At 73.0% G+C, this 25112-nt stretch carries 26 protein-coding genes; 8 read left to right on the forward strand and 18 right to left on the reverse strand.

All coding sequences use genetic code 11. From position 1 onward, the window contains the following. Positions 1–28 precede the first annotated feature (28 nt). Entirely contained in the window at positions 29–868 is an 840-nt protein-coding gene (locus tag ABFY07_RS25890) for an NmrA family NAD(P)-binding protein (RefSeq protein ID WP_346176780.1), read from the forward strand. Positions 869–887: 19 nt separating this feature from the next. On the opposite strand, the gene ABFY07_RS25895 is transcribed toward ABFY07_RS25890, so the two are convergent. Further along, positions 888–1841 carry an AraC family transcriptional regulator gene (locus tag ABFY07_RS25895; protein WP_346176781.1) on the reverse strand — a complete coding sequence of 318 codons (954 nt, stop codon included), beginning with the start codon at positions 1839–1841 and terminating at the stop codon, positions 888–890. Positions 1842–1974: 133 nt separating this feature from the next. Between ABFY07_RS25895 and ABFY07_RS25900 the strand changes: the two genes are divergently transcribed. Beyond that, positions 1975–3381, forward strand: a complete 1407-nt coding sequence (locus ABFY07_RS25900; RefSeq protein WP_346176782.1) for a CAP domain-containing protein — start codon at positions 1975–1977, stop codon at positions 3379–3381. Between the two features lie 25 nt (positions 3382–3406). Here the strand turns inward: ABFY07_RS25900 and ABFY07_RS25905 are convergent, their stop codons facing one another. From ABFY07_RS25905 to ABFY07_RS25960, 12 genes are all read right to left on the reverse strand, one after another. Further along, positions 3407–3613 (reverse strand): hypothetical protein, encoded by a 207-nt coding sequence (locus tag ABFY07_RS25905; RefSeq protein WP_346176783.1) that lies wholly within the window; start codon positions 3611–3613, stop codon positions 3407–3409. Beyond that, positions 3613–4710 carry a hypothetical protein gene (locus tag ABFY07_RS25910; protein WP_346176784.1) on the reverse strand — a complete coding sequence of 366 codons (1098 nt, stop codon included), beginning with the start codon at positions 4708–4710 and terminating at the stop codon, positions 3613–3615. Before ABFY07_RS25910 ends, ABFY07_RS25905 begins: the two co-directional genes overlap by 1 nt. Then, complete coding sequence (locus ABFY07_RS25915; RefSeq protein WP_346176785.1) at positions 4707–5750, reverse strand: hypothetical protein; 1044 nt, start codon at positions 5748–5750, stop codon at positions 4707–4709. The genes ABFY07_RS25910 and ABFY07_RS25915 overlap by 4 nt, the downstream gene beginning before the upstream one ends. Positions 5751–5929: 179 nt before the next feature. Further along, on the reverse strand, positions 5930–6838 hold the full coding sequence (locus ABFY07_RS25920; protein WP_346176786.1) for a phage distal tail protein: 909 nt from the start codon (positions 6836–6838) through the stop codon (positions 5930–5932). A 1-nt stretch (position 6839) separates the two neighbouring features. Beyond that, positions 6840–8003 carry a phage tail family protein gene (locus ABFY07_RS25925; RefSeq protein ID WP_346176787.1) on the reverse strand — a complete coding sequence of 388 codons (1164 nt, stop codon included), beginning with the start codon at positions 8001–8003 and terminating at the stop codon, positions 6840–6842. Positions 8004–8024: 21 nt separating this feature from the next. Continuing rightward, positions 8025–8588 carry a hypothetical protein gene (locus tag ABFY07_RS25930; RefSeq protein WP_346176788.1) on the reverse strand — a complete coding sequence of 188 codons (564 nt, stop codon included), beginning with the start codon at positions 8586–8588 and terminating at the stop codon, positions 8025–8027. A gap of 15 nt (positions 8589–8603) precedes the next feature. Then, positions 8604–9017 (reverse strand): hypothetical protein, encoded by a 414-nt coding sequence (locus ABFY07_RS25935; RefSeq protein WP_346176789.1) that lies wholly within the window; start codon positions 9015–9017, stop codon positions 8604–8606. A 14-nt stretch (positions 9018–9031) separates the two neighbouring features. After that, a complete protein-coding gene (locus tag ABFY07_RS25940) occupies positions 9032–9322 on the reverse strand; it encodes a hypothetical protein (RefSeq protein WP_346176790.1) in 291 nt (96 codons plus the stop codon). A gap of 68 nt (positions 9323–9390) precedes the next feature. Continuing rightward, positions 9391–9966 (reverse strand): phage tail tube protein, encoded by a 576-nt coding sequence (locus ABFY07_RS25945; RefSeq protein WP_065967665.1) that lies wholly within the window; start codon positions 9964–9966, stop codon positions 9391–9393. Between the two features lie 47 nt (positions 9967–10013). Beyond that, on the reverse strand, positions 10014–10421 hold the full coding sequence (locus ABFY07_RS25950; RefSeq protein ID WP_065967664.1) for a hypothetical protein: 408 nt from the start codon (positions 10419–10421) through the stop codon (positions 10014–10016). A gap of 166 nt (positions 10422–10587) precedes the next feature. Next, positions 10588–10785 (reverse strand): hypothetical protein, encoded by a 198-nt coding sequence (locus ABFY07_RS25955; protein ID WP_346176791.1) that lies wholly within the window; start codon positions 10783–10785, stop codon positions 10588–10590. After that, complete coding sequence (locus ABFY07_RS25960) at positions 10782–11450, reverse strand: hypothetical protein (protein ID WP_245738441.1); 669 nt, start codon at positions 11448–11450, stop codon at positions 10782–10784. Before ABFY07_RS25960 ends, ABFY07_RS25955 begins: the two co-directional genes overlap by 4 nt. A 183-nt stretch (positions 11451–11633) precedes the next feature. Between ABFY07_RS25960 and ABFY07_RS25965 the strand changes: the two genes are divergently transcribed. Next, a complete protein-coding gene (locus tag ABFY07_RS25965; protein ID WP_065967685.1) occupies positions 11634–11993 on the forward strand; it encodes a helix-turn-helix domain-containing protein in 360 nt (119 codons plus the stop codon). 59 nt (positions 11994–12052) lie between these two features. Beyond that, complete coding sequence (locus ABFY07_RS25970; RefSeq protein WP_346176792.1) at positions 12053–12463, forward strand: VOC family protein; 411 nt, start codon at positions 12053–12055, stop codon at positions 12461–12463. A gap of 87 nt (positions 12464–12550) precedes the next feature. Here ABFY07_RS25970 and ABFY07_RS25975 read toward each other — a convergent pair whose 3' ends face one another. Beyond that, the gene (locus tag ABFY07_RS25975; RefSeq protein ID WP_065967662.1) at positions 12551–13408 is read right to left on the reverse strand and encodes a helix-turn-helix transcriptional regulator; all 858 of its coding nucleotides are present in this window, start codon (positions 13406–13408) and stop codon (positions 12551–12553) included. Between the two features lie 209 nt (positions 13409–13617). On the opposite strand from ABFY07_RS25975, the gene ABFY07_RS25980 reads away from it, so the two are divergent. From ABFY07_RS25980 to ABFY07_RS25995, 4 genes are all read left to right on the forward strand, one after another. Next, positions 13618–14427 (forward strand): SDR family oxidoreductase, encoded by an 810-nt coding sequence (locus ABFY07_RS25980; protein WP_346176793.1) that lies wholly within the window; start codon positions 13618–13620, stop codon positions 14425–14427. Between the two features lie 378 nt (positions 14428–14805). Further along, entirely contained in the window at positions 14806–15171 is a 366-nt protein-coding gene (locus ABFY07_RS25985; RefSeq protein ID WP_346176794.1) for an MmcQ/YjbR family DNA-binding protein, read from the forward strand. A 61-nt stretch (positions 15172–15232) separates the two neighbouring features. Continuing rightward, positions 15233–16687, forward strand: a complete 1455-nt coding sequence (locus ABFY07_RS25990; protein ID WP_346176795.1) for a glyceraldehyde-3-phosphate dehydrogenase — start codon at positions 15233–15235, stop codon at positions 16685–16687. Between the two features lie 174 nt (positions 16688–16861). Continuing rightward, positions 16862–18415: a GMC family oxidoreductase gene (locus ABFY07_RS25995; RefSeq protein WP_346176796.1), complete on the forward strand. Its 1554-nt coding sequence runs from the start codon at positions 16862–16864 to the stop codon at positions 18413–18415. Between the two features lie 20 nt (positions 18416–18435). On the opposite strand, the gene ABFY07_RS26000 is transcribed toward ABFY07_RS25995, so the two are convergent. The 4 genes from ABFY07_RS26000 to ABFY07_RS26015 all read right to left on the reverse strand — a co-directional run bounded on the left by ABFY07_RS26000 (position 18436) and on the right by ABFY07_RS26015 (position 25086). Then, entirely contained in the window at positions 18436–21606 is a 3171-nt protein-coding gene (locus tag ABFY07_RS26000; protein WP_346176797.1) for an amidohydrolase family protein, read from the reverse strand. 319 nt (positions 21607–21925) lie between these two features. Further along, complete coding sequence (locus tag ABFY07_RS26005) at positions 21926–23137, reverse strand: serine hydrolase domain-containing protein (RefSeq protein ID WP_346176798.1); 1212 nt, start codon at positions 23135–23137, stop codon at positions 21926–21928. Between the two features lie 96 nt (positions 23138–23233). Continuing rightward, entirely contained in the window at positions 23234–23944 is a 711-nt protein-coding gene (locus tag ABFY07_RS26010; protein ID WP_346176799.1) for a response regulator, read from the reverse strand. Continuing rightward, positions 23941–25086 carry a sensor histidine kinase gene (locus ABFY07_RS26015; RefSeq protein ID WP_428837005.1) on the reverse strand — a complete coding sequence of 382 codons (1146 nt, stop codon included), beginning with the start codon at positions 25084–25086 and terminating at the stop codon, positions 23941–23943. The genes ABFY07_RS26010 and ABFY07_RS26015 overlap by 4 nt, the downstream gene beginning before the upstream one ends. Between the last annotated feature and the right edge of the window lie 26 nt (positions 25087–25112).

Here is a 25112-nt window from a genome sequence, read left to right on the forward strand (position 1 = left end):
GTCTCGGCGGGAGCGGTGTGATGGGGGCATGAGCCAAGCACCGATTCTCGTCCTGGGCGGCCGTGGCAAGACCGGCCGCCGCGTGGTCGCCCGCCTGCGCGACCTCGGCCTCCCCGTCCGCGCCGCCTCCCGCTCCACCGGGACCCTGTTCGACTACGGCGACCCGGCGACCTGGGGCCCCGCCCTGGAGGGCGTCCGGGCCGTGTACCTGGTCCCGATGGTCGAGTTCGTGGACCTCGCCGACGTCACCGCCTTCATCCGGCGGGCCGCGCGGGAGGGCGTCGAGCGCATCGTCCTGCTGTCGGCCCGCGGGGAGGGCGGCGGCGCCCACCCGGACCAGGAGCCGCTCGAAACCCTGGTGCGCGAGGCGGTCCCGCGCTGGACGATCCTGCGCGCGGGGTGGTTCGCGCAGAACTTCAGCGAGGACTTCCTCCTCGAACCGGTCATGTCCGGAGAGCTGGCCCTGCCCGCCGGGGAGGGGCGCGAGGCGTTCGTCGACGTCGCCGACATCGCCGACGTGGCCGTCGCCGCGCTCACCGGTGACGCCCACGCGGGCCAGGTGTACGAGGTGACCGGGCCGGAGGCGCTCTCCTTCCGCAGCGTCGCCGACCTCATCTCCGAGGCGTCGGGGCACGAGGTCCGCTACACCCCGGTCGACCGGGACACCTATGTCACCGCCCTGTCCGGGCAGGGATACCCGGACGACACCGTCCGGGCCGTGGCGGACCTGATGGAGGCGATCGCCCGGGGAGCGGGCGAGACGGTCGGCGACGGCGTGCGGCGCGCGCTGGGCCGCCCGCCGCGCTCCTTCGCCGACTTCGTCAAGGAGGCCGCCGCCTCGGGCGCGTGGACAGCCGGCTCGGACTGACCCCGCGTCCGGCCACGGTTCAGGGCCGGCCCCCACGGGCCTCGGCGAGGACGGCGCTCGGCGGCCGGCCCCGGACCCGCTTGAAGGCGTTGCTGAACGCGAAACCGTCCGCGTAGCCGATCCGGCGGGCCACCGACGCCACGCTCGCCCCCCGCTCCCGCAGCAGGTCGGCGGCCAGCGCCATGCGCCACTCGGTCACATAGGTCATCGGCGGCACCCCCACCAGCTCGGTGAACGTGCGGGCGAACGCGGCCCGGGACAGCCCGGCCTCCGCCGCCAGGGCCGCGACCGTCCACGGCCGCCCGGGGGCCTCGTGCAGGGCCCGCAGCGCGCGTCCCACGCGCGCGTCGGCCAGGGCGCGGTAGCCGGCCGGCGGCTCGGCGTCCGGCCGCGCGAACCACCGGCGCAACGCCTTGACCAGCAGCATGTCCAGCAACCGGTCGAGGACGACCTGCTGGCCCGGCTCCTCCTGGACGATCTCGGTGGCCAGCAGACCGGACAGCGGCGCCAGGTCCGGGCCGTCCGGGACGATCGCCAGGTCCGGGAGGCAGCGCAGCAGCCGGTCACCCACATCGCCGCGGATCGGGTAGCCGGCGACGATGAACGTGTCGGTCGCGTCGGGCTCCAGCCCGCACGTGCGCGGCCCGAGGACCAGGTCGTCGCTGCCCAGCGGGGGGCCGTCGCCGACCGTGTAGCACGTGGTCTCGTCCTCGATGACGATCCGGGGCGGGGTGTCCGGGTCGTCGGAGACGGTGAACGGCCGTGCGGCGCGGATCAGCGCGATGTCCCCCTCGCGCAGCAAGGTCGGGGCCGAGCCCGCCACGGTGATCCAGGCGTCGCCGGTGAGCACGGTGGCGAGGGCGAGCGGCACCGGCCCGGTGAACCGCACGCCCCACGGCGGTTCGACCACCGACCGGCAGAACGCCGCGCCCCGCGCCCGTACGCCACCGAGATGGTCGTCGAGAAGATCCATGGCGAGACGATCTCACATCCCGATCGCCTCCGGGGCCGTGAACCGTCTCGCGACGGCCGGTCATCACGGTCCGCCGGGAGGGGCCGGGCCGCCGCCCCGGAACCCCTGGCGGAGCCGCGGCGTTGGGTGGGACATGGGCGAACTGGTTCCCGGCGGAAACGCGCCGGTACCCGGCGGTGCGCTGGCGATCCGGGTGCCGGGTCCCTTCGACCTGTCCGTGCTGATCACCGGCGAGGACGGAAAGGTCGCGGGGGACGCCGACTTCGTCTTCTTCAACCAGCCGTCCGCGCCCGGCGCCCGTCTGGACGGCGACACCGTCACGGTGCGGCCCGCGCGGCTGCGGCCCGGCGCGAGCCGCGTCACGGTGGTCATCAGCCCCGCCGACCCCGGTGTGCCGCTCGGCCGGCTGCCCGTCCCCACCATGACCGTGACGGGGGAGGGCGGGGCGCCGCCCCTCCGCTTCACACCGCCGCGCCCGAGCCGGGAGACGGTGCTGCTGCTCGCCGAGCTCTACCGGCGCGGCGACGGGTGGAAGGTGCGGGCCCTGGGGCAGGGCTACGCGGAGGGACTGGCCGGGCTGGCCCGGGACTTCGGGGTCGACGTCGCGGACGACGGCGGGCAGCCCCCGCCACCCCCGCAGCCCTCCGCGCCCCCGCAGCCCTACGCGCCCCCGCCACCCCCGCAGCCCTCCGCGCCCCCGCAGCCCTACGCGCCCCCGCCACCCCCGCAGCCCTCCGCGCCCCCGGCCGCCGCCCCTTACGACCCCGATGGCTTCCTCGGCCTGGTCAACGGCGCGCGGTCCCGCGCCGGGATCCCCGCCGTCGCCCTCGACCCGCGGCTGAGCACGGCCGCCCGGGCCCACGCCGACGCCATGGCCGCGCGGGGCCGCCTCGGCCTCGAGAGCCCCGACGGCACCTCGGTCTTCCACCGGATCGCCGCCGCCGGCTACGCCCCGCTGACCATCGCCGAGCACCTCGTCTCCGGGCCCCGTACGACGGCCGAGTTCGTGGACTACTGCCTCGCCGACGGCGAGCGCGGCGCGCCGTTCCGGGATCCCTCGGTCGCGCATGTCGGGACGGGCCGGGCCGTGGGCGGCCGCTCGGGGGAGACCTTCTGGACCGTGCTGTGGGCCCAGCCGTTCACGGCGGCGGGCCTGGCCCGCACCGCCGCCGCCGTCCTGGCGCTCACCAACGCGGAGCGGGCCGCGGCCGGACTGCCGCCGCTGGCCCGGGATCCCCAGCTGACCGTGGCCGCGCAGCGGCACAGCGAGGACATGGTGGCCCGCGACTTCTACGCCCACACCACGCCCGAGGGCGGAGAACCGTGGGACCGGGCCAGGGCCGCCGGATCCCGCCACCGCGGCATCGGCGAGAACATCGCGTGCGGTCAGCGCACCCCCGAGGAGGTGGTCCGCGGCTGGATGAACAGCCCCGGACACCGCGCGAACATCCTGAAGCCGGAGTTCAGCCACCTCGGGATCGGCTACGCGACGGGGAGCCGGGCCGGCACGTACTGGACCCAGCTCTTCGGCAGCGTCTGACGGTCCGCGGGGACCCGTCCACCGGTCACCCCCCGCCGTCGGCCGTACCGTCGCTCGGCGGCCCGTCCACGGGGCCCTCTCCGGCGGGCGGAGCCGGCGGCCCCGGCGGCTCCGCGGCCTCCAGCGTCCCCGGCATCCCGCCGGGCTTGCTGTTGACGTAGGTGGTGAGCCGGTGGACCTGCCGTTCCAGGGCCCTGATCCGGTCCACGATGTCCTCGGGCAGGTTCGCCATCAGTCCGCCTCCTCCAGATACAGGTCGGCGGTCTCCGGGCGGCCCCGCTCAGGGGCGGTGACCTTGATGCCGACCACGCGATAGCGGGCGTCCAGGCCCTCGGAGAACCACACGTCCTTGATCCGCAGCCGCACGGTCGTGCCGAGCAGCGCGGGCGTGGTGCCGGACCCGAGACGGATCCGGACCGAGGGGATGACCACCGGGCCGCGCAGGGCGGCCAGTTCGGACCGGGCGAACGCGTCCAGCGTCGCCTTGTCGGTGACGTTGCTGTGGTCGGACGAGGTGTCGAGGCGCGGGAACCCGGCCGCGATCAGGTCCTGGGCCACCTGTTCCGCGGACAGCACCGGAGTGCTCGCCCCGCCCTCCGCGGTACCGCCCCTGGCCCGCGCGGTCGTCCCGCCGCGCGTGGCGTCGCGGGGGAAGGAGTACGACAGCACATCGCCCGGCAGATCCAGCATCACCGGCTGGCTGCCCACCCGGATCTTCGGCGAGCCGAGCTGGAGCAGCTTCACCCGACGCCCCGACACCGGGTCCCGGTACACCGCGATCCGGTGCTCGAAGCCGGGCTCCATCGCCGCGAGCTGCCCGATCGCCTCCTCCACCAGGGTCTCGTCACCGTCGCGGTAGGACACCGTACGGGACACGGTCGGCGCTGTCGTCCCGTACTCCACCCCGATCCGGCCGCCCTCGCCCCCCTGCATGTACTCCCACAGCCCCCGGACGATCTCCAGGTGGTCGACCGCGGAGAAGCTCAGGTTCGCCCGGATGTAGCGGCGGCCCGCGTACGAGTCGAAGGTGGCCGCCTGCAGCCCGACCGTCGTGGCGCCCCGGTCGTCCGTGGCCGGGGTCAGGGTCCACACGATGCCGCCCCAGCACACCTCGTCCCCACGCTCCAGATAGACCGCGGTGCGCCCCTCCACCAGCTCCCGGACGCGCCCGGCCATCCGGGTGTCGGGCACCGGCAGGGTCGCGCTGAGCGACCCGGGCTTGCCGAGGTAGTCGTCGTACTCCACGCCTTGCAGCGGCAGCACGTCGATGGCCTGGTCGGTGCGCAGATCGGTGAACACGGCGCGGTAGCGGGCGTCCACGGCTCTCACGCCACCGGGTCGACGCGGATGAAACGGTTGTCGAAGTGCACGCGCGTCCCGGCGACGGAGGACCGGTAGGCGGCGGTCACGGTGTACACGGCCCCGGGGGTGAGGTTCCCCACCGGGAAGCAGGTGGAGATGGACGCCCTGCCCGCGCCGGCGAGGATGGCCGCGCGGTCGTCGGAGGGGGCGAGCACCTCCGTGCCGCTCTGCAGCCTGAGCCGGAAGGAGATGTACGCGGTGGCGTCGCCGTCGGCTGCCGTGTAGGCGCCGAAGGTGAGGGACACCCACCGCGAGGGCGGCGCGGTGAAGGTGGCGGCGAGGGAGGTGAGGGTGTCGATGGGGAGCACCTCCACGTACGAGGTGGTGGTGGTGCCGCCCCAGTCCAGGGTGTGCACCAGGACCGAGTTGGGGATGAACTTCGTCCACTGGGCGCCGTCCCAGCGCTCCAGCCGGCCGCCCGCGTCGCGGTACTGCCCGACGTACGCCCCGTTGTGCGGCGCCCCGCCCGCCGCGGGCACGATGCCGCCCAGCGCGGCGGTGTAGCGGCGGCGGTCGGTGATGGCGGAGGCCCAGGTGATGCCCTTGGCGGCGGAGGCCCCGGCGGGAACGGCGATCTCGTAGAGGAGTTCGGCGTTCTTGGGCACGGCCGGGGCGGTGGGGGAGCCGGCCGGGGTTCCCTGGAGCAGCTCCAGGGCCGCCTCGTACTTGCCGGAGCCGTCGTAGTCGTTGTCGTAGACCCGCACGACCAGCGCGTCCACGCGCGGCAGACTGGCGTGTCCGTCGGCGACGGTCAGCAGGGTGTCGGAATCCACGGTGACCGGGTAGCCGCCCTGCGAGCCGGTGGAGGTGCCCGCGATCCACACCTGCCCGGGCGAGAGTCTGGCCTGCATGCCGGTGGCGGCGGTGCCGGTGAGCTGCAGCCCGCCGAACACACACCCGGCGCGGGTCAGCAGCGGCCCGGCGGAGGCCATGCCGAGGCCGACGGCGAGCCGGGTGTCCTCGCGGGTCTGGCCGGTGGGCGGATGCCAGGCGGAACGAACGGTCATGAAACGGCTCCCACGGTGATCAGAGGACTTCTGTCCGCCGCGTGCGGTCTGCGCGGGGCGGGCTGTGTTGTTGGGGCTGTGCGGGCTACGCGGGCTGTGCGGGCTGCTCGGGCTGCGCGGGCTGGTGTTGTGCGGGCTGTGCGGGCTGTGCGGTGCGCGGCGCGCTCACCACTCCGCGCTCACCACTCCGCGCTCCGCCAGGCGATCGTGGCGGTGGCCCCCGCCCCTCCCGACGCGGCCCGGAACGACAGCTGCGAGGTGCCGGGCGGCAGGGTGAACGACTCCTCCGGAGCACTGCCCGGGACGGCGGTGTGGCGGCGCGACGCGGTGCCGCCCAACATCACGGTCCCCTCGGCGGTGTCCACGACGAGTTCGTCGTCCTCGGCCAGCGTGATCGCGTACTCCAGCCAGTCGCCGCCGGCCCGGTTGGCCAGGCGCGGCCGGGTGCAGGGCCCGGTGAAGGTGATCACCGGATGGGCGGGCGCGCTGCCGTCGTTCTCCACGGTGAGGTCGCCCGTGGCGCCGGGCGTGCCCCAGGCCAGCGGCCAGACGAGCGGCCAGGTCAGGCCCGGCTCCCGCTGGGGGAGCCCCACGGTGTCCAGCCGCCCCACCACCGCGTAGCGGCGCGGATCGGAGGCCTTCCACTGGAGCGTCATCTTCGCCAGTCGGCTCGCCGCGAACTGCCGGTCGGTGGGCACCACACGCTGGGTGACCCGGGCCCGCACCGCCAGCGTCTCGCCGTGCAGCCGCACCGCGAGCCACTCCTCCTCGTCGCGCACGGCGGTGGCCGCGCGCAGGGCGCGCAGGGCCTCCCGTACGGCCTCGGGCCCGGCGTCCGGGTCCGGCGCGAACCACACCTGCGCGGTGACCGTACGGGCCTGCGCCCACTGCGAGCCCGGCCAGCCGCCGTGCCCCACCGGGCGGTCGGCGTCGGAGCTGTCCAGGCCGGGCAGTTCCTCCCAGCCGGTGAGCCCCTCGGCGGCGATCCAGTAGTCGGTCCCGGGGCCCATCAGCAGCCCGGCCCACTGCACCTGCCCATCGGCGGTGATCCGCGGCCCCGGCTCGGCGGCGGTGTTCTCGCCCGCCATGTCACCCCCTCGCCTTCATCAGGAACATCAGATCCTCGGCTGTCTGCCGGGCGCTGGCGCCCGGCGCCTCGTGGTAGTGCTCGATGACGAACCCGCCCCGCGGCCCGCCGCCCGCCATGGCGAGCCCGGGCGCGGGCCCGCTGCGGGCCAGCAGCGTGCTCAGCCGGTTCAGCGGCAGCACGGCCTCGGCCTGCCCCGCCTCGGCGAGCAGCGCGAGGGTGCCTCCGGGGCGGGGCAGCACGACGCCGCCCTGGGCCAGTGTCGGGATGGGGGGCAGGTTCACCCCGAACGACTTGCCACCGATCCCGCCCGGCACCCACGAGGGGATCGACACCTTCACCCGGTTCAGCGCCCCGATCGCCCGGTTGACCAGCCCGATCACCCCGTTCAGCGGCTCCCGCACCGCGCCCAGCACGGCACTGAACGCGCCCCGGACGATCCCGGCCAGCCCGCTGAACGCGCGCTGGATGCCGTTCCTGGTGGCCCGGAACGCGGCGGGGATCTTCTCCGAGAAGAAGGACAGCATCGGGCGGACGGCGGCCATGATGGCGTGGATGACCGTGGTGATGATGGTCTTGTAGATGGTGAAGTAGGTCTTCACCACGGTCCAGATGACCTTCAGCACGACCGTGAACGCGGTCTTGATGCCGTTCCACGTCGTCTGCACCACCTGTTTCGCCACCCGCATCGTGGTGCCGATGACCTGGCCGACGATCCTGAAGGCCGCCTGGACGATCCGCTGCACCGTCTTGGACTGCATGGCCATGTCGACGAGCTTCATGATCAGCGGCATCAGCAGCGCCATGACCGCCCCGAAGACGTTCGACTTCATCGCGGTGTTCAGGCCCTTCTGGGCCGTGGTCACCCCCTGCAACCCCGTCTTCATCCGCCCCATCAGCCCCCCACCCGTCGCCGCACTGCGGCCCGCGGTGGCCATGGAACGTCCGCTCCTGGCCACGCTGCGCTCGGCGGCGGTGGCCTCCCGCTGGAGCGTGCGCATGGAGTTGGCCGACTTGTCGACGTCGCCCTTGATGCGGCCGACGGCGGACCCGGCCTGGGTCGCGGTCCGGGCGAACTTGGAGACGCTGGTGTCCGTCTGGCCGGTGCCGTTCTTCAGCCTCAGCAGTGCGGACGACGACCTGTTGAGTGCCGCGAGCAGTGACATGGCGGTGCCTCCCTCCGTCCCTCAGCCCAGCGCCCGGGCCAAGCTGTCGATACGGGCTTCGAGGTGGTTGATGCGCTCGGCGGTTTCGCTGAAGGACCGGGTGTTGCCGATGTGCGCCTGCTGCTGCGGGGCGGTGCGTCTGATCTGCGTAGACAGGGCGTCCAGCCGGTGGTTCGCCCGGGCGGCCTGGTTGGCGGCCCGGTTGATACGGCTGGGCAGCTCCCGGACCTGTCTGTGCAGCTCGTTCAAAGGCCGCACGACACCCTCTCTCACGAAGCCGTGCAGGCGGTCGAGACGCTGCTTCAGTTCGGCGATGGACGACTGGATGCCGTTGATGGTCTGCTGTGCCTCCCGCTCGGCCCTTCTCTCCGTGAGGAACTCCTGGAGGTTGAAGTCCTTCCCCGCGAGCTTGAACGAGTAGCTGGCGACGTTGGCCTCGCCTTTGAGCAGGTTGGCCTCGGTGTTCAGGCCGGCGATCGCCTTTTTCACCCAGGCATGCTCGACCTTCCACTCCTGAAGTCGCTTGTCCAGGGTCTTGCGGAGATCCTGCACGGTCCCGAGCAGGTCCCGCACGATGTCCCCCATTGCCCCTCCTGTAGATCACCCGAAGAACCGCGCCAGCTCCGCCGCGCTCGGCGCATGGTCAGTGGCGGCCGGGCCCGGGCCGTCGGGCGGGCCCGTGTCCCGGGTCTCGGGCGCCGTGGCGGTCCCCGCCGCCGGCCGCGGCACCGGCACCGGCGTCTCCGGCGGGTCCGCGTACTCGTCGCGGTTGACCGACGCGAACATCCAGTTGGCGATCGCGAGGTGATCCACCACCGCAGCCAGTAGATGGTCCGTCAGCCCCCACTCCGCGGCCTCCCCCTCCCGCGCCCGTACGAACGCCGAGTCCGGCGGCAGATGGCGCACCAGCACCGCCAGCCGCCGCGAGGACAGCGCCCCGCGGTGCCAGTCGAGCAGGTCGACGCCGTAGTACCGCAGCAGATCGGCCTCCAGCGCCTCGGCGTGCTCCTCCACGAGCGCGCCGAGGCTCAGCCTTCCCCCACGCCGAGCCCGGTGTCCTTGCCGTACGCCTCGAGGATCGCGGCGATGTCCTGCACGCTCACCTCGTGTTCGCACAGCCGCTGGTAGCTCTTCTCGCCCATGAGCAGCGCGAGCAGCCCGTCCAGGTCGTTGTCCTTGAGCTCGGCGAGGGCGTGGGCGGAGCGGCGGGGGATCTCGGTGGGGAGTGAGAACGTCTCCCCGTCGACCTCGAAGTCCCAGGTCAGGCCCAGCGCCTCCAGACGCTGGGCGCGTGCGGCGTTGACGTTGAACGCGGGCATCGGCGACGACTCCTTCGCGGTGGGAGGTGGTGCGGCAGGTGGCGCGCGCAGGCAAGTGGCGGGGGTGGTCAGGACCCGGCGAAGGCCGGGTCGTTCATCAGCCAGGTGGCCAGCGGGGTGTCGTTGTCCACGGCCAGCGCGGTGAAGGTGACGCCCAGGCGGACCGCGGCCGTGCGGGTGAGCTGGAGTTCCTCGGTCTCGGTGACCTGGCCCCTGCGGAGGATGAACCGGTACTTGATGACATCGCCGTCCGCGAACTCGACGCCCAGCATCCGCTCGTCCTTCTTCGGCTCGGCGTCGAGCTCGTAGCGGTACACCTTGGAGCCGGCCGCGGTCTCCGCCACCGCGTCGCCGCCGAAGAAGAACGGCAGGGTGTCCTCGTTGAGCTGGAGCAGCTGGAACTTCACGGTGAGGTCGCGGTCGGAGTAGACGAACCGGGCCGGGCTGACCGACTGCCAGGTGTCCACCGGGTCGATCTTGTCCTTCTTGTTGAACTTGATGCCGTCGGTGGTGGTGTACCCGAGGTCCTTCCAGCCCGCCGCCCACGCCGTGGACACATCGGCCGGGACGGTGGTGCCGAGCGGGGCGGTCAGGATGCGGCCGGTCCCCGCGACACGGATCTCGTTGGGGTTCATTCCGGGCATGCGTGGCTCCTTGTGACGTTTGTGACGTGGTGAGGCGAGGCGGCCGGCTACGCCGGGCGGATGGACAGCCGGACCGTGGACAGATAGCGGCTGGCCGCCGCGTGGAGGTGGTCGGGCAGCCAGCGGGGGCCGTCCACCTCGACGATGTCGGTGACACCGGCGGTGCCGAACGTGGTGCCGCGCACGGTGAACAGCGCCGTGCGGGCGGCTGTGGCCACGGTGTGGGCGGTGGGTTTGTCGGGGCCGTACACCTCGAGGTCGACCAGCGGCTGGTCCAGATGGATGTCCTCCACCCAGACCCCGCCCGCGCGGGAGACCAGCACCGCCTTCTGGGTCCCGTCGAAGCCGGGCGGGGTCCGGTTGTCCACGAGGACCCCGGCCAGCTCGGGGCGGTTCTTCAGGTGCTCGACGACGAGGCGTTCGACGTCAGGAAAGATCACCAAGGGCTCGGTCATGCGCGCACTCCTCGCGGTCGTCAGGGGCTGCGCACAGCGAAAAGCGGCGGGACCGTGGCCCGAGTCCCGGGCACAGCTCCGCCGCTGTCGCCTAGTGTGAAGCAACTCCTGCCCATGCGCAACCAGTTGTCGTCACATGTCGCGAGATGACCAAGGGGCTCGCAGGTCACATGCGTCGCCGGGCGGCACGTTCGGCCGCGAACACATCTTCCAGCCGGTAGAGGAACGCTTTGCCCCGGCGCCCCGCGGGCCGCAGCCGCTCCAACTGCACCCACTTGCGGATGGTGGCCGGAGTGACGCCCACCTCCAGGGCGGCCAGGTCGGCGGTCACCAGCGTGCCCTCGGACGCCCGGGCGGTGTTCATCGGCCCACCGCCCCGACGGCGGACCTGCCGTCCAGGGCGGCGGTGATCTCTTCCAGGGCCGCCCCGCCCCGCCCGAACAGCTCTCCCCACTCGCCCTGTGGCCAGGAGTGCCGGTGTGCCCGGTCCTCATGGCAGCCGCAGTCCGGCCGCGGACACCGGCAACCCGGGTTGATGCACAGCACCGTCCCCCGCAGCGGAAACGCCCGCAGCGAGACCGAGGCGCACAGCGGACATCGTCCGCGCAGCCGCACCATGGGCTCGGCGTCGCCGAGCGCGCCGGAGCAGCGTCGCGCCAGTGCGCCGACCTCGTCCAGCAGGTGCCGCATCAGCACCGGGTCGGCCTCGACCCGGTCCAGCAGCCCCGCCAGCCGGCCCAGCCTGACCTCGACCGACCCCTTGCCGGCGGGCGGCAGCCCCAGCCGGTCGTGGACGGCCTCCTCGAGCTCCACGACACCGTCGGTGATGTCCCGCACGGTGTCGCAGATCCGCATCCGCAGGGGCGCCGAGGGCCCGTGCCGGTCGGCGCCCCCGCGCCCCCGCCCGAGCCCGGCGCGGTGCGGGGAGGGCGCCAGCTCCGCCCGCAGCTCGGGGAACTGCCGCGCCAAGACGGTGATCCAGTGGCTCGCTCTGATGCGGTCAGGGCGCGGAAGTGCGTCATTGCTCAACAGAACCCCCCATGTCGTCGGCCTCTTCACTCCCTAGGAGCCGCGGGCGGCGCGGAACGGTTCCCACCGGTATGTGGCACCTGTCGGGGTATCGGGGCCTGGCCGGCGAGGTGATGGCCCGGTGCCGCGCCCGCGTGGTGTGATGGCGCGGTGAACAGCGCCACCGAACAGAGCAACCGCCACATGCTGCGCGCCCGGGACGCCATGGACCGCGCCTACGCGCAGCCGCTGGACGTCCCGGCCCTGGCCCGGATCGCCCATGTGTCGCCGGCGCACTTCACGCGCACCTTCCGGGCCACGTTCGGCGAGACACCGCACCGCTATCTGCAGCGCCGCCGGGTTGAGCGCGCCATGTTCCTGCTGCGGGAGACCGACCGCAGTGTGACGGACATCTGCTTCGAGGTGGGCTTCGGCAGTCCGGGGACCTTCAGCCGTACCTTCCGTGACATCGTCGGGCGGTCGCCGAGGGCGTATCGCAGGGAAGCGGTCGCCCTCGGCGTGCCGACGTGCTTCACGATGGCCTGGACACGGCCGAGCGACTGACCGCCGGCTGAGCAGTTTTGGATAAGTTTTCGTCCCGCTCGCTCGGTAGCGTGATGCACATGTTCAACGCGATCACACACTCTTCGATCTACGTCCTGGACCAGGACGAAGCCCTCGACTTCTACGTCGGCAAGCTCGGCCTGGAGGTCAAGGCGGACGTCGACATGGGCTTCATGCGCTGGCTGACGGTCACCGTCCCCGGCCACCCGGAGCGCGAGATCCTGCTGGAGAAGCCGGGCCCTCCGGCGATGTCCGAGGAGACGGCGCGGCAGGTCCGCGAGCTGGTGACCAAGGGCGCGACGGGTGGCTGGCTGATCTTCACCACGGAGGACTGCCGCAAGACGTACGAGACGCTGCTGGCCCAGGGCGTCGAGTTCACCGAGGAGCCCACCGAGCGCCCGTACGGCATCGACTGCGGCCTCCGCGACCCCTTCGGCAACCGCATCCGCTTCACCCAGCCCACGGCCTGACGGCCCCCACGTCCCCCCCCACGTCCGGAGGGCCCCGGCGGTCGCTGCCGGGGCCCTCCGTGCCGTATGGGCCTCTCCGTACGGGCCTCAGCCGTTCGAGGCCCGGGTGGTCATGTCCTGTGTGCCGATGACGGAGAGCAGCTCCAGCTGGGCGGCGCCTTCGGTGCCGGGCGGGGCGCTGAACCACAGCAGGCGCTGGCGTCCGTCCTCGCTGAACAGGCTGTGGCAGTCCAGCTCGATGACACCGAGCGCGGGGTGGACGATGCGCTTGTGATCGGTCCGGCGGAGGGCGACGTCATGGGTGTCCCAGAGGGTGGCGAACTCCCGGCTGCGCCGCCGTAGCGTGGCCACCATCCGGGTCACCTCGCTGTCCTTGCCGCGCCGGGCGGCGACCGCCTGGAGGTCGGCGACGAAGACCCGGGAGTGGTGGGGGTGGTCCTCGGCCGGGTAGATCGCGCGGGCGCCCGGGTCGGTGAACCAGCGGTGGACCAGGCTCGCCTCGGGCCCGCGTACCGCCGGGGGGCGGCCGACGAGCGCGGCGGCCAGGGGGTTCTGCACGAGGATCTCGTGCAGATCGGTGATGACCTGGGCGGGGGTGGTGGTGAGCCGGTCGAGCAGACCGAGCAGGCCGGGCTGGACGTGCGCGTTCGGGCCGTGTGCCGCCGGCGGGACCGGCCGGTCGGCGAGGTGGAAGAGGTGGTCGCGCTCGTCGCCGTCCAGCCGCAGCGCCCGGGCGAGGGCGGCCAGGACCTGCGCCGAGGGCTGGGCGCCCCGGCCGCGCTCCAGCTCGGTGTAGTAGTCCGCGGACAGACCGGCCAGCTGGGCGACCTCCTCGCGCCGCAGGCCGGGCACCCGGCGCCGGGGACCGGTGGGCAGGCCGACGTCGCCCGGGCGGATCCGGTCGCGCCGGGATTTGAGGAACGCGGCGAGTTCGGAGTGGTTCACGCCCCTCATCATGGCCCCCGCGGGCGGGCCGAGCCAGGGGTCGCGGGCCCCAGGGTGGAGACCACCCTGGCCGGCGGGGAGACCCTGGCGCAGGCTGGAGAAGCGATCAGGGCGCGGTCGCCGACGGCAACGCCGGTACAGGCGCCCCGCCGCCGGGACCCACCGGTCCCGGCATCCCCCGCCCAGCATCCCTCGCAGGAGTAGTCCCCATGCCTTCTCAGGAAACCGCCGCCCGGGAAACCGCCACTCAGGAAACGGCGGCCGGTCACGCCGTCGGCCACCGCGCCGACCGGTCCCGGGTCGCCGTCGTCACCGGCGGCTCCCGGGGGATCGGCCGCGAGACGGTGAGCCGGCTGGCGGCCGACGGATACGCCGTCGTGGTCGGCTACGCGGGCAACCGCGCGCTGGCCGAGGCCGCCGTCCAGGAGGTCACCGCCGCAGGCGGCAGGGCGATCGCCGTCCAGGCCGATGTCGCCGACGAGCAGCAGGTGGCCGCGCTCTTCGACGCCGCTGAGGCCGCGTACGGCGGCGTCGACGTGGTCGTCCACGCGGCCGGGCGGATGTATCTGGCCCCGGTCGCCGAGCTGGACCTGGCGCGGCTCGACGCGGTGCACCGCACCAACATCCGCGGCACCTTTGTCATCGCCCAGCAGTCCGCCCGCCGGGTCCGCGCCGGCGGCGCGATCATCACGTTCTCCACGTCCATCGTGGGCCTGGCCCTCCCCGGCTACGGCATCTACAGCGCCAGCAAGGGCGCGGTCGAGGCGCTCACCCTGATCCTCGCGCGCGAGCTGCGCGGCCGGGACGTCACCGTCAACGCCGTGGCCCCCGGCCCCACCGCCACCGATCTGTTCCTCGACGGCAAGGACGAGGAGACCATCGCCCGGATGGCCGCCCAGCCCCCGCTGGAGCGGCTCGGCACCCCCGACGACATCGCGCGGGTCGTGGCCTTCCTCGCCTCGCCGGCCGGCCACTGGGTCAACGGCCAGGTCGTCCGCGCCAACGGGGGCATCGTCTGACACTCGGCGCGAACCCGGGACGTCACGGGGGGTCGATGCTGAACACGACGCGGTGGCCGGTCCACTCGTTGTGGCCCCACAGACGGCCGGAGGCGCGGCTGTAGGAGAGGTTCTGGGTCGGAAGACGGGGGTGGTGTAGGCGGCGCGGGCGGTCGTGGTGCCCACCGTCGCGCCGCTGTCGGCCAGCGGCGGACACGTCCTGCTCGTGGAGCCGACCGGGCCGCGGCGGCGGGCTGAGCCGCCGACAAGGTCGCCGCCACCGCGGCCAGGGTCCCGCCGACAGCGGCGCAGATCCGTCCGAGACCCGTTCGTCCACGTAATCTCATCGGGGCAGCATAGTGCGGCACGGCCCGCCCGCCGAGGACGAGGAGAATCTCTGTGACCCCCGAGCAGTTGCGTTCCTTCTGCCTCTCCTTCAACGCGGCTGTCGAGGAGTTCCCCTTCCCCGGGGCACCGGAGGTCTCGGTCTTCAAGGTGGGCGGCAGGATGTTCGCGCTGACCACCCTGGACGCGCGCCCCCTCACGGTGAACCTGAAGTGCGACCCGGAGGAGGCGATCCGCCTCCGGGGCGAGCACCCGGGGCTGATCGTCCCCGGATGGCACATGAACAAGCGCCACTGGAACACGGTGACGGTGGACGGCGGGCTGCCCGACCGGATGGTCCGGGAACTCGTCGAGGACTCCTACGACCTGGTGGTCGCGCGTCTGCCGCGGGCCCAGCGCCTCCGCCTCGACCGCCCCTGAGGGGAAGATCCAATCCGGGGCGGTTACCATATGAGCGCCGCCTAGCTCGAAAGATAAATCTGTGACTGTCAACGAGGACTCGTTCACCAACTGGAAGAACCGCGAGGAGATCGCGGAGTCCATGATCCCCATCATCGGGAAGCTGTACCGTGAGCGGGACGTCACCGTCCTGCTGCACAGCCGCTCCCTGGTGAACAAGTCAGTGGTCAGCATCCTCAAGACCCACCGGTTCGCCCGGCAGATCGCCGCCGCGGAGCTCTCCGTCACCGAGACGCTGCCGTTCCTCCAGGCCCTCACCACGCTCGATCTCGGCCCCTCCCAGATCGACATCGGCATGCTCGCCGCCACCTACAAGGCGGACGACCGCGGACTGTCGGTCGCCGAGTTCACCGCCGAGGCCGTCGCCGGCGCCACGGGCGCCAACAAGATCGAGCGCCGTGAGCCGCGCGATGTCGTCCTCTACGGGTTCGGCCGCATCGGCCGCCTCGTCGCCCGCCTCCTCATCGAGAAGGCCGGCTCCGGCAACGGCCTGCGGCTGCGCGCCATCGTCGTCCGCGGGGGCGGCGGCCGGGCCGCCGAGGACCTCGTCAAGCGCGCCTCGCTGCTGCGCCGCGACTCCATCCACGGCCAGTTCCAGGGCACCATCACCGTCGACGAGGCCAACAGCGCGATCATCGCCAACGGCAACGAGATCAAGGTGATCTACGCCGGCGACCCGACCGAGATCGACTACACGGCGTACGGCATCAAGAACGCCATCCTCATCGACAACACCGGCAAGTGGCGCGACCGCGAGGGCCTGTCGCAGCACCTGCGGCCCGGCATCGACAAGGTCGTCCTGACCGCGCCGGGCAAGGGCGACGTGCCCAACGTCGTCCACGGCGTCAACCACGACATGATCAAGCCGGACGAGCAGATCCTGTCGTGCGCCTCCTGCACCACCAACGCGATCGTCCCGCCGCTGAAGGCGATGGCGGACGAGTACGGGGTCCTGCGCGGCCACGTGGAGACCGTCCACTCCTTCACCAACGACCAGAACCTGCTGGACAACTACCACAAGTCCGAGCGCCGTGGCCGCTCCGCGCCGCTCAACATGGTCATCACCGAGACCGGCGCGGCCTCCGCGGTGGCCAAGGCGCTGCCCGACCTGAAGGCGAAGATCACCGGCAGCTCGATCCGCGTCCCGGTGCCGGACGTCTCGATCGCGATCCTCAACCTGCACCTCGCCCGCGAGACCACCCGCGAGGAGGTCCTCGACTACCTCCGCAATGTGTCGCTGACCTCGCCGCTCAAGCGCCAGATCGACTTCATCAGCGCCCCCGACGCGGTCTCCAGCGACTTCATCGGCTCGCGCCACGCCTCGATCGTCGACGCCGGCGCCACCAAGGTCGAGGGCGACAACGCGATCCTCTACCTGTGGTACGACAACGAGTTCGGCTACTCCTGCCAGGTCATCCGGGTCGTCCAGTACGTCTCCGGGGTGGAGTACCCGACCTACCCGGCCCCGCAGGTCTGACGTTCCCACCGGACAAGACGACGGTGCCGCGCCGCGCGCGCGGCACCGTCTCGCGTATGTCCGAGCCCGTGCCCCCGTGGTGAGTGCCCACTCCTCATCCCCTGCCGCGGCCGTATAGCGTTGATGGTCGATCAGCCACTGGTCAGCGCTGCCCACTTCCGCCAAGGAGATCGGATGCACACCCATGACTACGTTATCGTCGGCGCCGGATCCGCGGGCTGCGTCCTGGCGGCGCGGCTGTCGGAAGACCCCGATGTCCGGGTGGCGTTGATCGAGGCGGGCGGTCCCGACACCGCGCCCGAGATCCACATACCGGCCGCCTTCGCCCGGCTGTTCAAGACCGAGCTCGACTGGGACCTCGCCTCCGGCCCGGAGCCGGGGCTCGGCGGACGCCACACCTATCTGCCCCGGGGCAAGGTGCTCGGCGGCAGCAGCTCCATCAACGCCATGATCTACATGCGGGGCAACCGCGCCGACTACGACGGCTGGGCCGCCGCCGGGGCCACCGGATGGTCGTACGCCGAGGTGCTGCCGTACTTCCGGCGCTCGGAGGACAACCAGCGCGGCGAGGACGAGTTCCACGGGGTGGGCGGGCCGCTGACGGTCAGTGACAGCAGGTCGAACCACCCGCTGGTCACGGCCTTCATCGAGGCCGGCGTGCAGGCCGGACACCGGCACAACGACGACTTCAACGGCGAGTCGCAGCTCGGCGTCGGGCGGTTCCAGCTGACCCAGCGCGACGGCATGCGCTGCAGCGCGTCCCTCGCCTATCTGCACCCCGCCCTGGAACGGCCGAACCTGACCGTGCTCAGCCCGGCCCGGGCCCACCGCGTGGTGTTCGACGGCGGCCGGGCGACCGGGGTCGAGGTGGAGCGGGGCGGCGCGGTCGAGGTCGTCCGCGCCGACCGTGAGGTCATCCTGTCCGCGGGCGTGTACGAGTCCCCGAAGCTGCTGATGCTGTCCGGGATCGGGCCCGCCGCCGCGCTGTCGGGCTTCGGGATCGAGGTGGTGCGCGACCTCCCGGTGGGCCAGGGGCTGCAGGACCACTACATGCCGCTGCTGAACTTCCGCACCGACGTCGAATCCCTGCTGACCGCGGAGACCCCGGAGAATGTCGCCCTGCTGCAGAACGAGGGCCGCGGCCCGCTGACGTGCAACATCGGCGAGGCCGGCGGCTTCTTCCACAGCCGGGACGGACTGGACGCCCCCGATGTGCAGCTCCACATGGCCCCGGTGCTGTTCCACCAGGACGGGCTCGGCCCCGTCACCGAGCACGGCTTCGCGCTCGGTCCGTGTGTGCTCACCCCCACCAGCCGGGGCGAGGTGACGCTCGCCTCCCCGCGCCCGGACGCCGCCCCCAGGATCCTGCACAACTACCTGACGACGGCCGAGGACCGGGACCGCGTCGTCCGCGCGCTGCGGATCGCCCTGGACGTCGTGGCGCAGGACGCCCTGGCCGAGGTGATCACCGGGCCGTTCGACGTCCCGGACGCGCACTCCGACGCGGAACTCCTCGCCTTCGCCCAGCGGTCCGGACAGACGCTGTACCACCCGACCTCCACCTGCGCCATCGGCTCGGTGGTCGACCCCGAGCTGCGGGTGCTGGACACGGCGGGGCTGCGGGTCGTCGACGCCTCGGTGTTCCCCACGGTGCCCCGGGGGAACACCAACGCGCCCGTCATCATGGCGGCGGAGAAGGCGGCCGATCTCATCCGGGCCGGTGGATGAGAGGCGCACCCCACGGCGCGTCAGCAGCAGGCGTGGCGCACGTGTTCCTCCCGGTGCCACCAGTACCGCTCCCGGGCCGGGCCCTGCGGCACGTCCTCAGCCCTTGAGACGGCCCTCGTCGTGGAGCCGCGGCCCGCGGCGGGGACGGTGCGCCCCGCCCGCGGCCGCTCGGCCACCAGGTCGTCGACCGTGTGCACCTCGCCACCGAGCACCACCTGCCGCACCGCCGCGGCCGCCGTGATGTCGCTCAGCGGGTCGCCCGCCACCAGCACCAGGTCGGCGAGCTTCCCCGGCTCGACCGTGCCCAGGTGGGCGCTCATGCCCAGCGCCCGGGCGCCCGTCACGGTGGCGGAGCGCAGCGCCTGGTACGGGCTGGCGCCGTGGCGGACCATGGTCTGCAGGTTCAGGTGGTAGTAGATGGCCGGGGGCACCAGCGGGCTGTCGGTGCCGACCCCGACGTGCGCGCCGCCGTCCAGCAGCTTGCGCAGCGTCGCCCCGTGGCGGGCGACGAAGGCCAGCTCGTCGATCGGCTCGTGCTGCTGTGCGTCGGCCACGTTCTTGCGGAAGTCCTCGTACTCCGCCTCGCTCATCAGCGAGGTGAGCCGCCGGTCGCCGACCGCCCACTGGGCATACCGGTACAGCGCGGCGCGGGTGGCGGACAGCCCCGCTCCGGAGAGCCCCAGGGTCGGGGTGAAGACCATGCCGGAGCCGATGAGCGTCTCCGTCACGTCCTCGTAGGTGTGGCCGAGGTGGGTCTCCTTCTGGCGGCGGCCGTAGCGGCTGGTGCCGCCGATGTGCTCGACTCCCTCGGTGCCGAAGCCGAGCGGGCCGAACAGGTAGTGGGAGGTGGCGGGCAGGCCGAGGCGGTGGGCCGCCCGTACCGCGACACGGTGCAGGGCGTACGGCATCCGCACATAGGTCTTGAGCAGGTCGTGGCCGAGCGCCTTGGTCTTGGCCACCTCACGCTCCACCTCCTCCTCGTTCGTCATCGGGCGGCCGACGCCGTAGTAGGCGCGGGAGCCCTCGAGCGCGTCACCGGCCGTGAACAGGCGCGGTCCGGCGCGGCGCCCGGAGTCGATGGCCTCCTTGGCCTCGATGGACGCGTAGTGCGCGCCGCCGGGCGAGCGCAGCGTGGTGATGCCGAACGACAGCCACAGTCTCACGGTCTCGGCCCGCTGCCAGGGCCCGTGTTCATGGAGGGCGATCAGGCCGGGCAGCGCGGTCAGCTCACGGGCGTCGACGGTGCGGTCCCCGGCCTCGGCGCCGCGCTCGACGATCCGCTCGACACGGTTGTCCTTGATGACGATGTCCACGTCGCGTCGCAGGGTCTCGCCCGTGCCGTCCCACACCGCTCCCACCTGCAGGACGGTGCGGCCGGACGGCTTGGACTGACGCCAGGTCAGCCCGGTGGGGACGGTGGTGGCGCGGCCGGTGTGCGCGTCGGCGAGGCGCAGTCTGCCGCTGGAGAGGTAGAGCAGGGAACGTGAATCGGCGCTCCAGCTGGGACAGTCGGCGGTCTCGCCGTTCAACTCGCGGGCGGGCCCGGCCGGCCGCCCGGCGGCGTCCAGGGCGCTGAGGTGCAGGGTGCCGCCGACGATGTACGCGGTGTGCTTGCCGTCGGGCGAGTGGACGGGCCCGGCGTCGATGCGGTTCGCGAGGGACTTCCCCGGCACCGGCTCGTCGTAGTGGGCCTCGCCACTGGCGAGATCGATGGTCAGGACGCGGTTGAAGCCCTCGCGGTAGCGGGGCGTGGCGGGCACCAGCGCCACACAGGAGAGCTTGGTGCCGTCGGCGGAGAAGGTGGCTCTGTTGGCCCCGGCGGGCGCGACCGAGCGGATGGCCCCGGAGGCGACATCGACGGTCTGCACGATGCTGGACCAGAAGGAGAACGCGACGGTCTTGCCGTCGGGCGAGAAGACCGGCCCGGACACCAGTCCGCGGACGTCGGTCAGCTGCCGGTTCTCGCCGCTGTCGAGGTCGTGGAGCCACAGGTCGGCGGCGTGCCCGCCCCGGTCGCTGACATACACCAGGGTGGAGCCGTCGGGGTGCCAGGCGGGGTCGCTGTTGATGTTGCCGTCGGACACCACGGCCTTGGGCGCGGAGCCGATGCGGCCGACCCAGATGTCGCCGAGCGCGGCGAAGGCGACGCGGTTCCCGTCGGGTGACAGGCTCGGGCTGAGGATGCCCTTGACCGCGCGCGGCGCGGTGGAGTCGAAGTCCCGCGCGGCGGGCCGCTCGGGGACGCACGGCACGGTGAGGCGGGCGGTGAAGGGGATGTCGCGGACCGCTCCGCCGGCGATCGACCGCCGGCGGACCTTGCCGTCGGCCGTGTAGAACACCTCGTCGCCGGAGGGCCAGCGCGCGGCGAACGGGAAGACCTCCTCGCCGTCACCGGAAACCACCTTGCCGTCGACGACCAGGGAGGCGGCCGACGAGGTGAGGTGGACATACGCCAGCTTCCCGCCGTCGGGGGACAGGGACGGCCCCGCGACCCGCCCCTTGGTGACGGTGACGAGCGTGGTGCGCGTGCCGTCGGCGTCGGCCCGCACGACGCTCTGCGGGGCGTCGCCCCTGCCGCTGGTGAAGACGATGGCGTGGCCGTCGGGATGCCAGAAGGGCTGGGCTTCCTGGGTGGTCGCCTCCGGGGCGGAGGTCCAGAGCCTGCTCTCCCCGGTATCGAGGTCAAGGACGTGGATGGCGTAGCGCCCGTCCGTTTCCGCCGCGTAGGCGATCCGCTTGCCGTCCGGGGAGAAACGGGGCTCGTGGTGGTCGGTGGGGCCCTTGGTGAGCCGCCGGGCTCCCGTGCCGTCGGCGCGTGCCAGCCAGAGGTGGAAGTTGCCGTCGGCGTAGGACTGGAAGACCAGATGACGGCCGTCGGGCGAGAAGTCGGGCTCGGACGCCTCCGTGTCGATGTCGGTCAGCCGGCGGGCCTCGCCGCCCCGTGCCGGGAGGGCCCACAGCAGGTTGAACAGGTCGAGCACGACGGTCCGGCCGTCCGGGGAGAGCGCGGCGGAGGCGTTGGTGGCCTCGCGGACGGTGATCTGCCGGATGCCGTCCCTCGCCGCCGCCGGGTGCCCCGCCGCGGCAGCCTCGGGGGCCAGGCCGGCCAAGGGCCCGGCCAGCCACAGGGACCCGGCCCCGGCCGCCGCTCTGCCGCTCTGCCGGATGAGTGTCCTTCGTGAGAATTCCAACGCCGGTCCCCCTCTGTCCACGATCGGTCGCACAGCCCGAGGCTCGGTCGAGCACGCGAAAAGGGCTGCGAACGTACAGTGTTACGGGGGCCTAAATCCGGCCTAAATCCTCACCCGCTCCGGCGCGCCGTCCGGGAAGCGGATCTCCACGCTTCCGTCGGGTGCCATCCGGGCGCCGACGGCCGAGCGGGGGGCGTGGACGTCGGGACCCCTCCCGAACCGGCCCGCCTACGCTCGGCCTTGACCGCGGCGATCACCGACCTGCTGGTCACCACGACGATCGTCAAGGCGGACCTGCGGATGCTGGATTAGCGCGGGTTTACGGCTGGCCGAAGGCCGCCACCATGATGTTCAGCGCGACCTTGTTGGTGTCCTGGCCCTTCGCGTCCGTGGAGTTGACGCTGTAGACCAGGGTGCGCGAGCCGTCGCGGGTGGAGGCGATGGCCGCGTTGTAGCCCCAGCGGCCGCCCGTCTTCCCCCACACCTCGCGGCCGCCCAGCTTCTTCATCGACAGACCGACGGAGTAGGCGGCGCGCTTGCCGCTTGTGAAGTCCGCCACCTGAGGCAGGGTGAACATCTCCTTCAGGAGCGGGCCGCGCACCACCTCGCCCGCGAACAGGGCCTGGGTGAACCGTTCCAGGTCGGCCGTGGTGGAGATGATGTCCCCGGCCGCCCAGGCGTCCGTCGCCCGCCACACCGACACATCGCGCAGGCCGGTGGTGCCGTCGTCCAGCTTCATCACCTGGTAGCCGTGGTTGTGCGGGCCCCTGATGCGCGGGCTGGTGCCCGGGAAATAGGTGTCGCGCAGCCCGAGCGGGTCCAGGACCCGGCTCGACACCTGGTGTTCGTACGAGTCGCCCGTGACCCGCTCGATCAGCAGACCGGCGATCGTGTAGCCGATGTTCAGGTAGTGCTGCTTCTTGCCCGGGGCGAACTCGGGCTTCTTCGCGGTGGCCGAGCGGACCATGTCCTCGGGCTCATAGGTCCGGAAGCGGTTGGCGTACGCCTCCTCGACCGTGTCCCCCGGGAAGTCGGGGGCCGGGATGCCATGGGTGTGGTTGAGCAGCTGACGGACGGTGACCTTCCGGTACGCCGCCGGGATCAGCTCCGGCAGGTATGAGTGCGCGGTCCGGTCCAGGTCGAGGGTGCCCTCGGCGGCCAGCTGGAGGGCGACCGCCGCCGTGAAGACCTTGGTCACCGAACCGGCGCGGAACCGGGCGGCCGGATCGGCCGGCCGGTTGGTCGTGAGGTCGTGCACGCCCGAGCAGCCCCGCCAGGTGCCGTCGGTGCCCCCGACCCGCACCAGCGCGGCCGTCGCGTCATCCGTCGGCAGGTCCGCGATGGCGGCCTCCAGCGCGGCCCGGGTCGCGGGGTCCAGAGCGGTGTCCGGAGAGGTGTCCGGCGCGGCGTGCGCGGACCGCGCCGAGGCCGCGGGGGACAGGGCCGCGGCGAGGGCCGGCGGGGCCGCCGGGCCCGCCGCGATGCCCAGCACGAGGCCCGCGGCCAGCAGGGTGCGGGTGGTACTCCTCATGGTCGACTCCTTGGTGTGAAGCGTTGCCTCCAACGGCTCCCATCCTGCTGACCAGCGGCTTCGCGCGGATCGCCCGCGCAGGCGGTCTTCGGCGGGTCAGTTCCTCACCGGCGCGGGGGAGGGGCCGGGCCACGCCGCTCCCCCGGGCGGGGGATCCCCGGCCGCGATCAGGCCCGTCTCGTACGCGCAGATCACCGCCTGGATCCGGTCCCGCAGCCCCAGCTTGGCGAGCACATTGCCGACGTGTGTCTTGACCGTGTGGTCGCTGACCACCAGCTCCGCGGCGATCTCCGCGTTCGACAGGCCCCGCGCCAGCAGCAGCAGCGTCTCCCGCTCCCGCCCGGTCAGCACGTCCAGACGGGGGTCGGGCCGCCGCGGCCGGGCGGCCGGGCGGGTGTACTGCTCCACCAGGCGCCGGGCCACGGACGGCGCGAGCAGCGAGTCGCCCCGCGCCACCACCCGGACCGCGTGCACCAGGTCGTCCCGGCGCACGTCCTTCAGCAGGAAGCCGCTCGCGCCCGCGTGCAGCGCGTCGTACACGTACTCGTCCGAGTCGAAGGTCGTCAGCATCACCGTCCGGCAGGCGCCGCCCGCGCTGATCTCGCGGCAGGCCTCGATGCCGTCCACGCGCGGCATCCGGACATCGAGCAGCGCCACGTCCGGCGCGTGCCGCCGCACCGCCGCGACCGCCTCGGCCCCGTCGCCCGCCTCCGCGACCACCTCGATGTCCGGCTGGACGTCCAGGATCATCGAGAAGCCGCTGCGCACCAGCTCCTGGTCGTCGGCCACCACCACACGGATCGTCAACGCGCCACCTCCGCCGTGGATGGTACGGGGACACGGACCAGCACCCGGAAACCCCGGCCGTCCGGGCCCGCCCCGGCCACCGCCGTACCGCCGTGGGCCGCCGCCCGCTCGCGCAACCCCACCAGGCCGTGGCCACCGCCGGAACCGGCCCGCGGCCCGCGCCCGTCGTCGGTGACCCGGATCTCCATCTCGCCCTCGCCATAGGCGAGGTGGACCGAGACGGTACGCGCGGCCGCGTGCCGGACCGTGTTCGTCAGCGCCTCCTGCACGATCCGGAAGACGGCCGCCCCGACCGCCTCCGGCAGCGGCCGCACCGCCCCCGTCGCCGCGTACCCGACCTCCAGGCCACTGGCCCGCACCCGGTCCAGCAGCTCGGGCAGCCCCGCCAGGCCCGGTTGCGGCTCGCGCGGGGCGCCGCCCGGCCCGTCGCCCTCGCGCAGCAGCCCCAGCATCCGGCGCAGCTGCGCCATGGCGTCCCGGCCGGTCTCGGAGATCGCGTCGAAGGCGGCCTCGGCCCGATCGGGCGCCGTGCGCACCGCCACCGGGCCGGCCTCCGCCTGCACGATCATCAGGCTCACCGCATGGGAGAGGATGTCGTGCATCTCCCGCGCGATCCGGGCCCGTTCCCGCGCGGCGGCCCGCTCGGCCTCGACCCGGTTCGCCCGCTGCCGGGCGTCGGTCAGCCGCCCGAGGACGTAGGCGGCCGCGAACACGAAGAGGGAGAAGGTCAGTTCGCGTGCCGACCGGGTGTTGAGCCACACCGACACCGGCACGGCGACCAGCAGCAGCCCCCCGGTGGCCAGCCGCTTCCACGGCGGGGAGAGGACGGCGATCGTGTAGACGGTGACGAGTCCGGTGTACGGCAGCGGCTGCCCGGGGCCGTCCAGCGCCAGCCGGTACAGCCCGCTGGTCGCGAGGATCGCGAGCAGGACGGCGAGGGGAGCGCGGCGCCGCCAGACCAGGGGGATCACGGTGAGCGTGGTCAGCCCGTAGGCGGGCCAGGTCGCCGGCTCGGCGCCGGGTGGGCGCTCCACCACGAACGGCATCGTCATCGCCGCCTGGACCAGCAGCGCGAGGCCGATGTCGACGGCCAGGGGATTGGCCGCCCCCAGCGCCCGGCACCGCCGCCACCACCCGCGCACATCCACGGGGCGAGCTTACGCGGGGA

The organism is Streptomyces sparsogenes subsp. cuspidosporus (genome assembly GCF_039532705.1).
Taxonomy (GTDB): domain Bacteria; phylum Actinomycetota; class Actinomycetes; order Streptomycetales; family Streptomycetaceae; genus Streptomyces; species Streptomyces sparsogenes.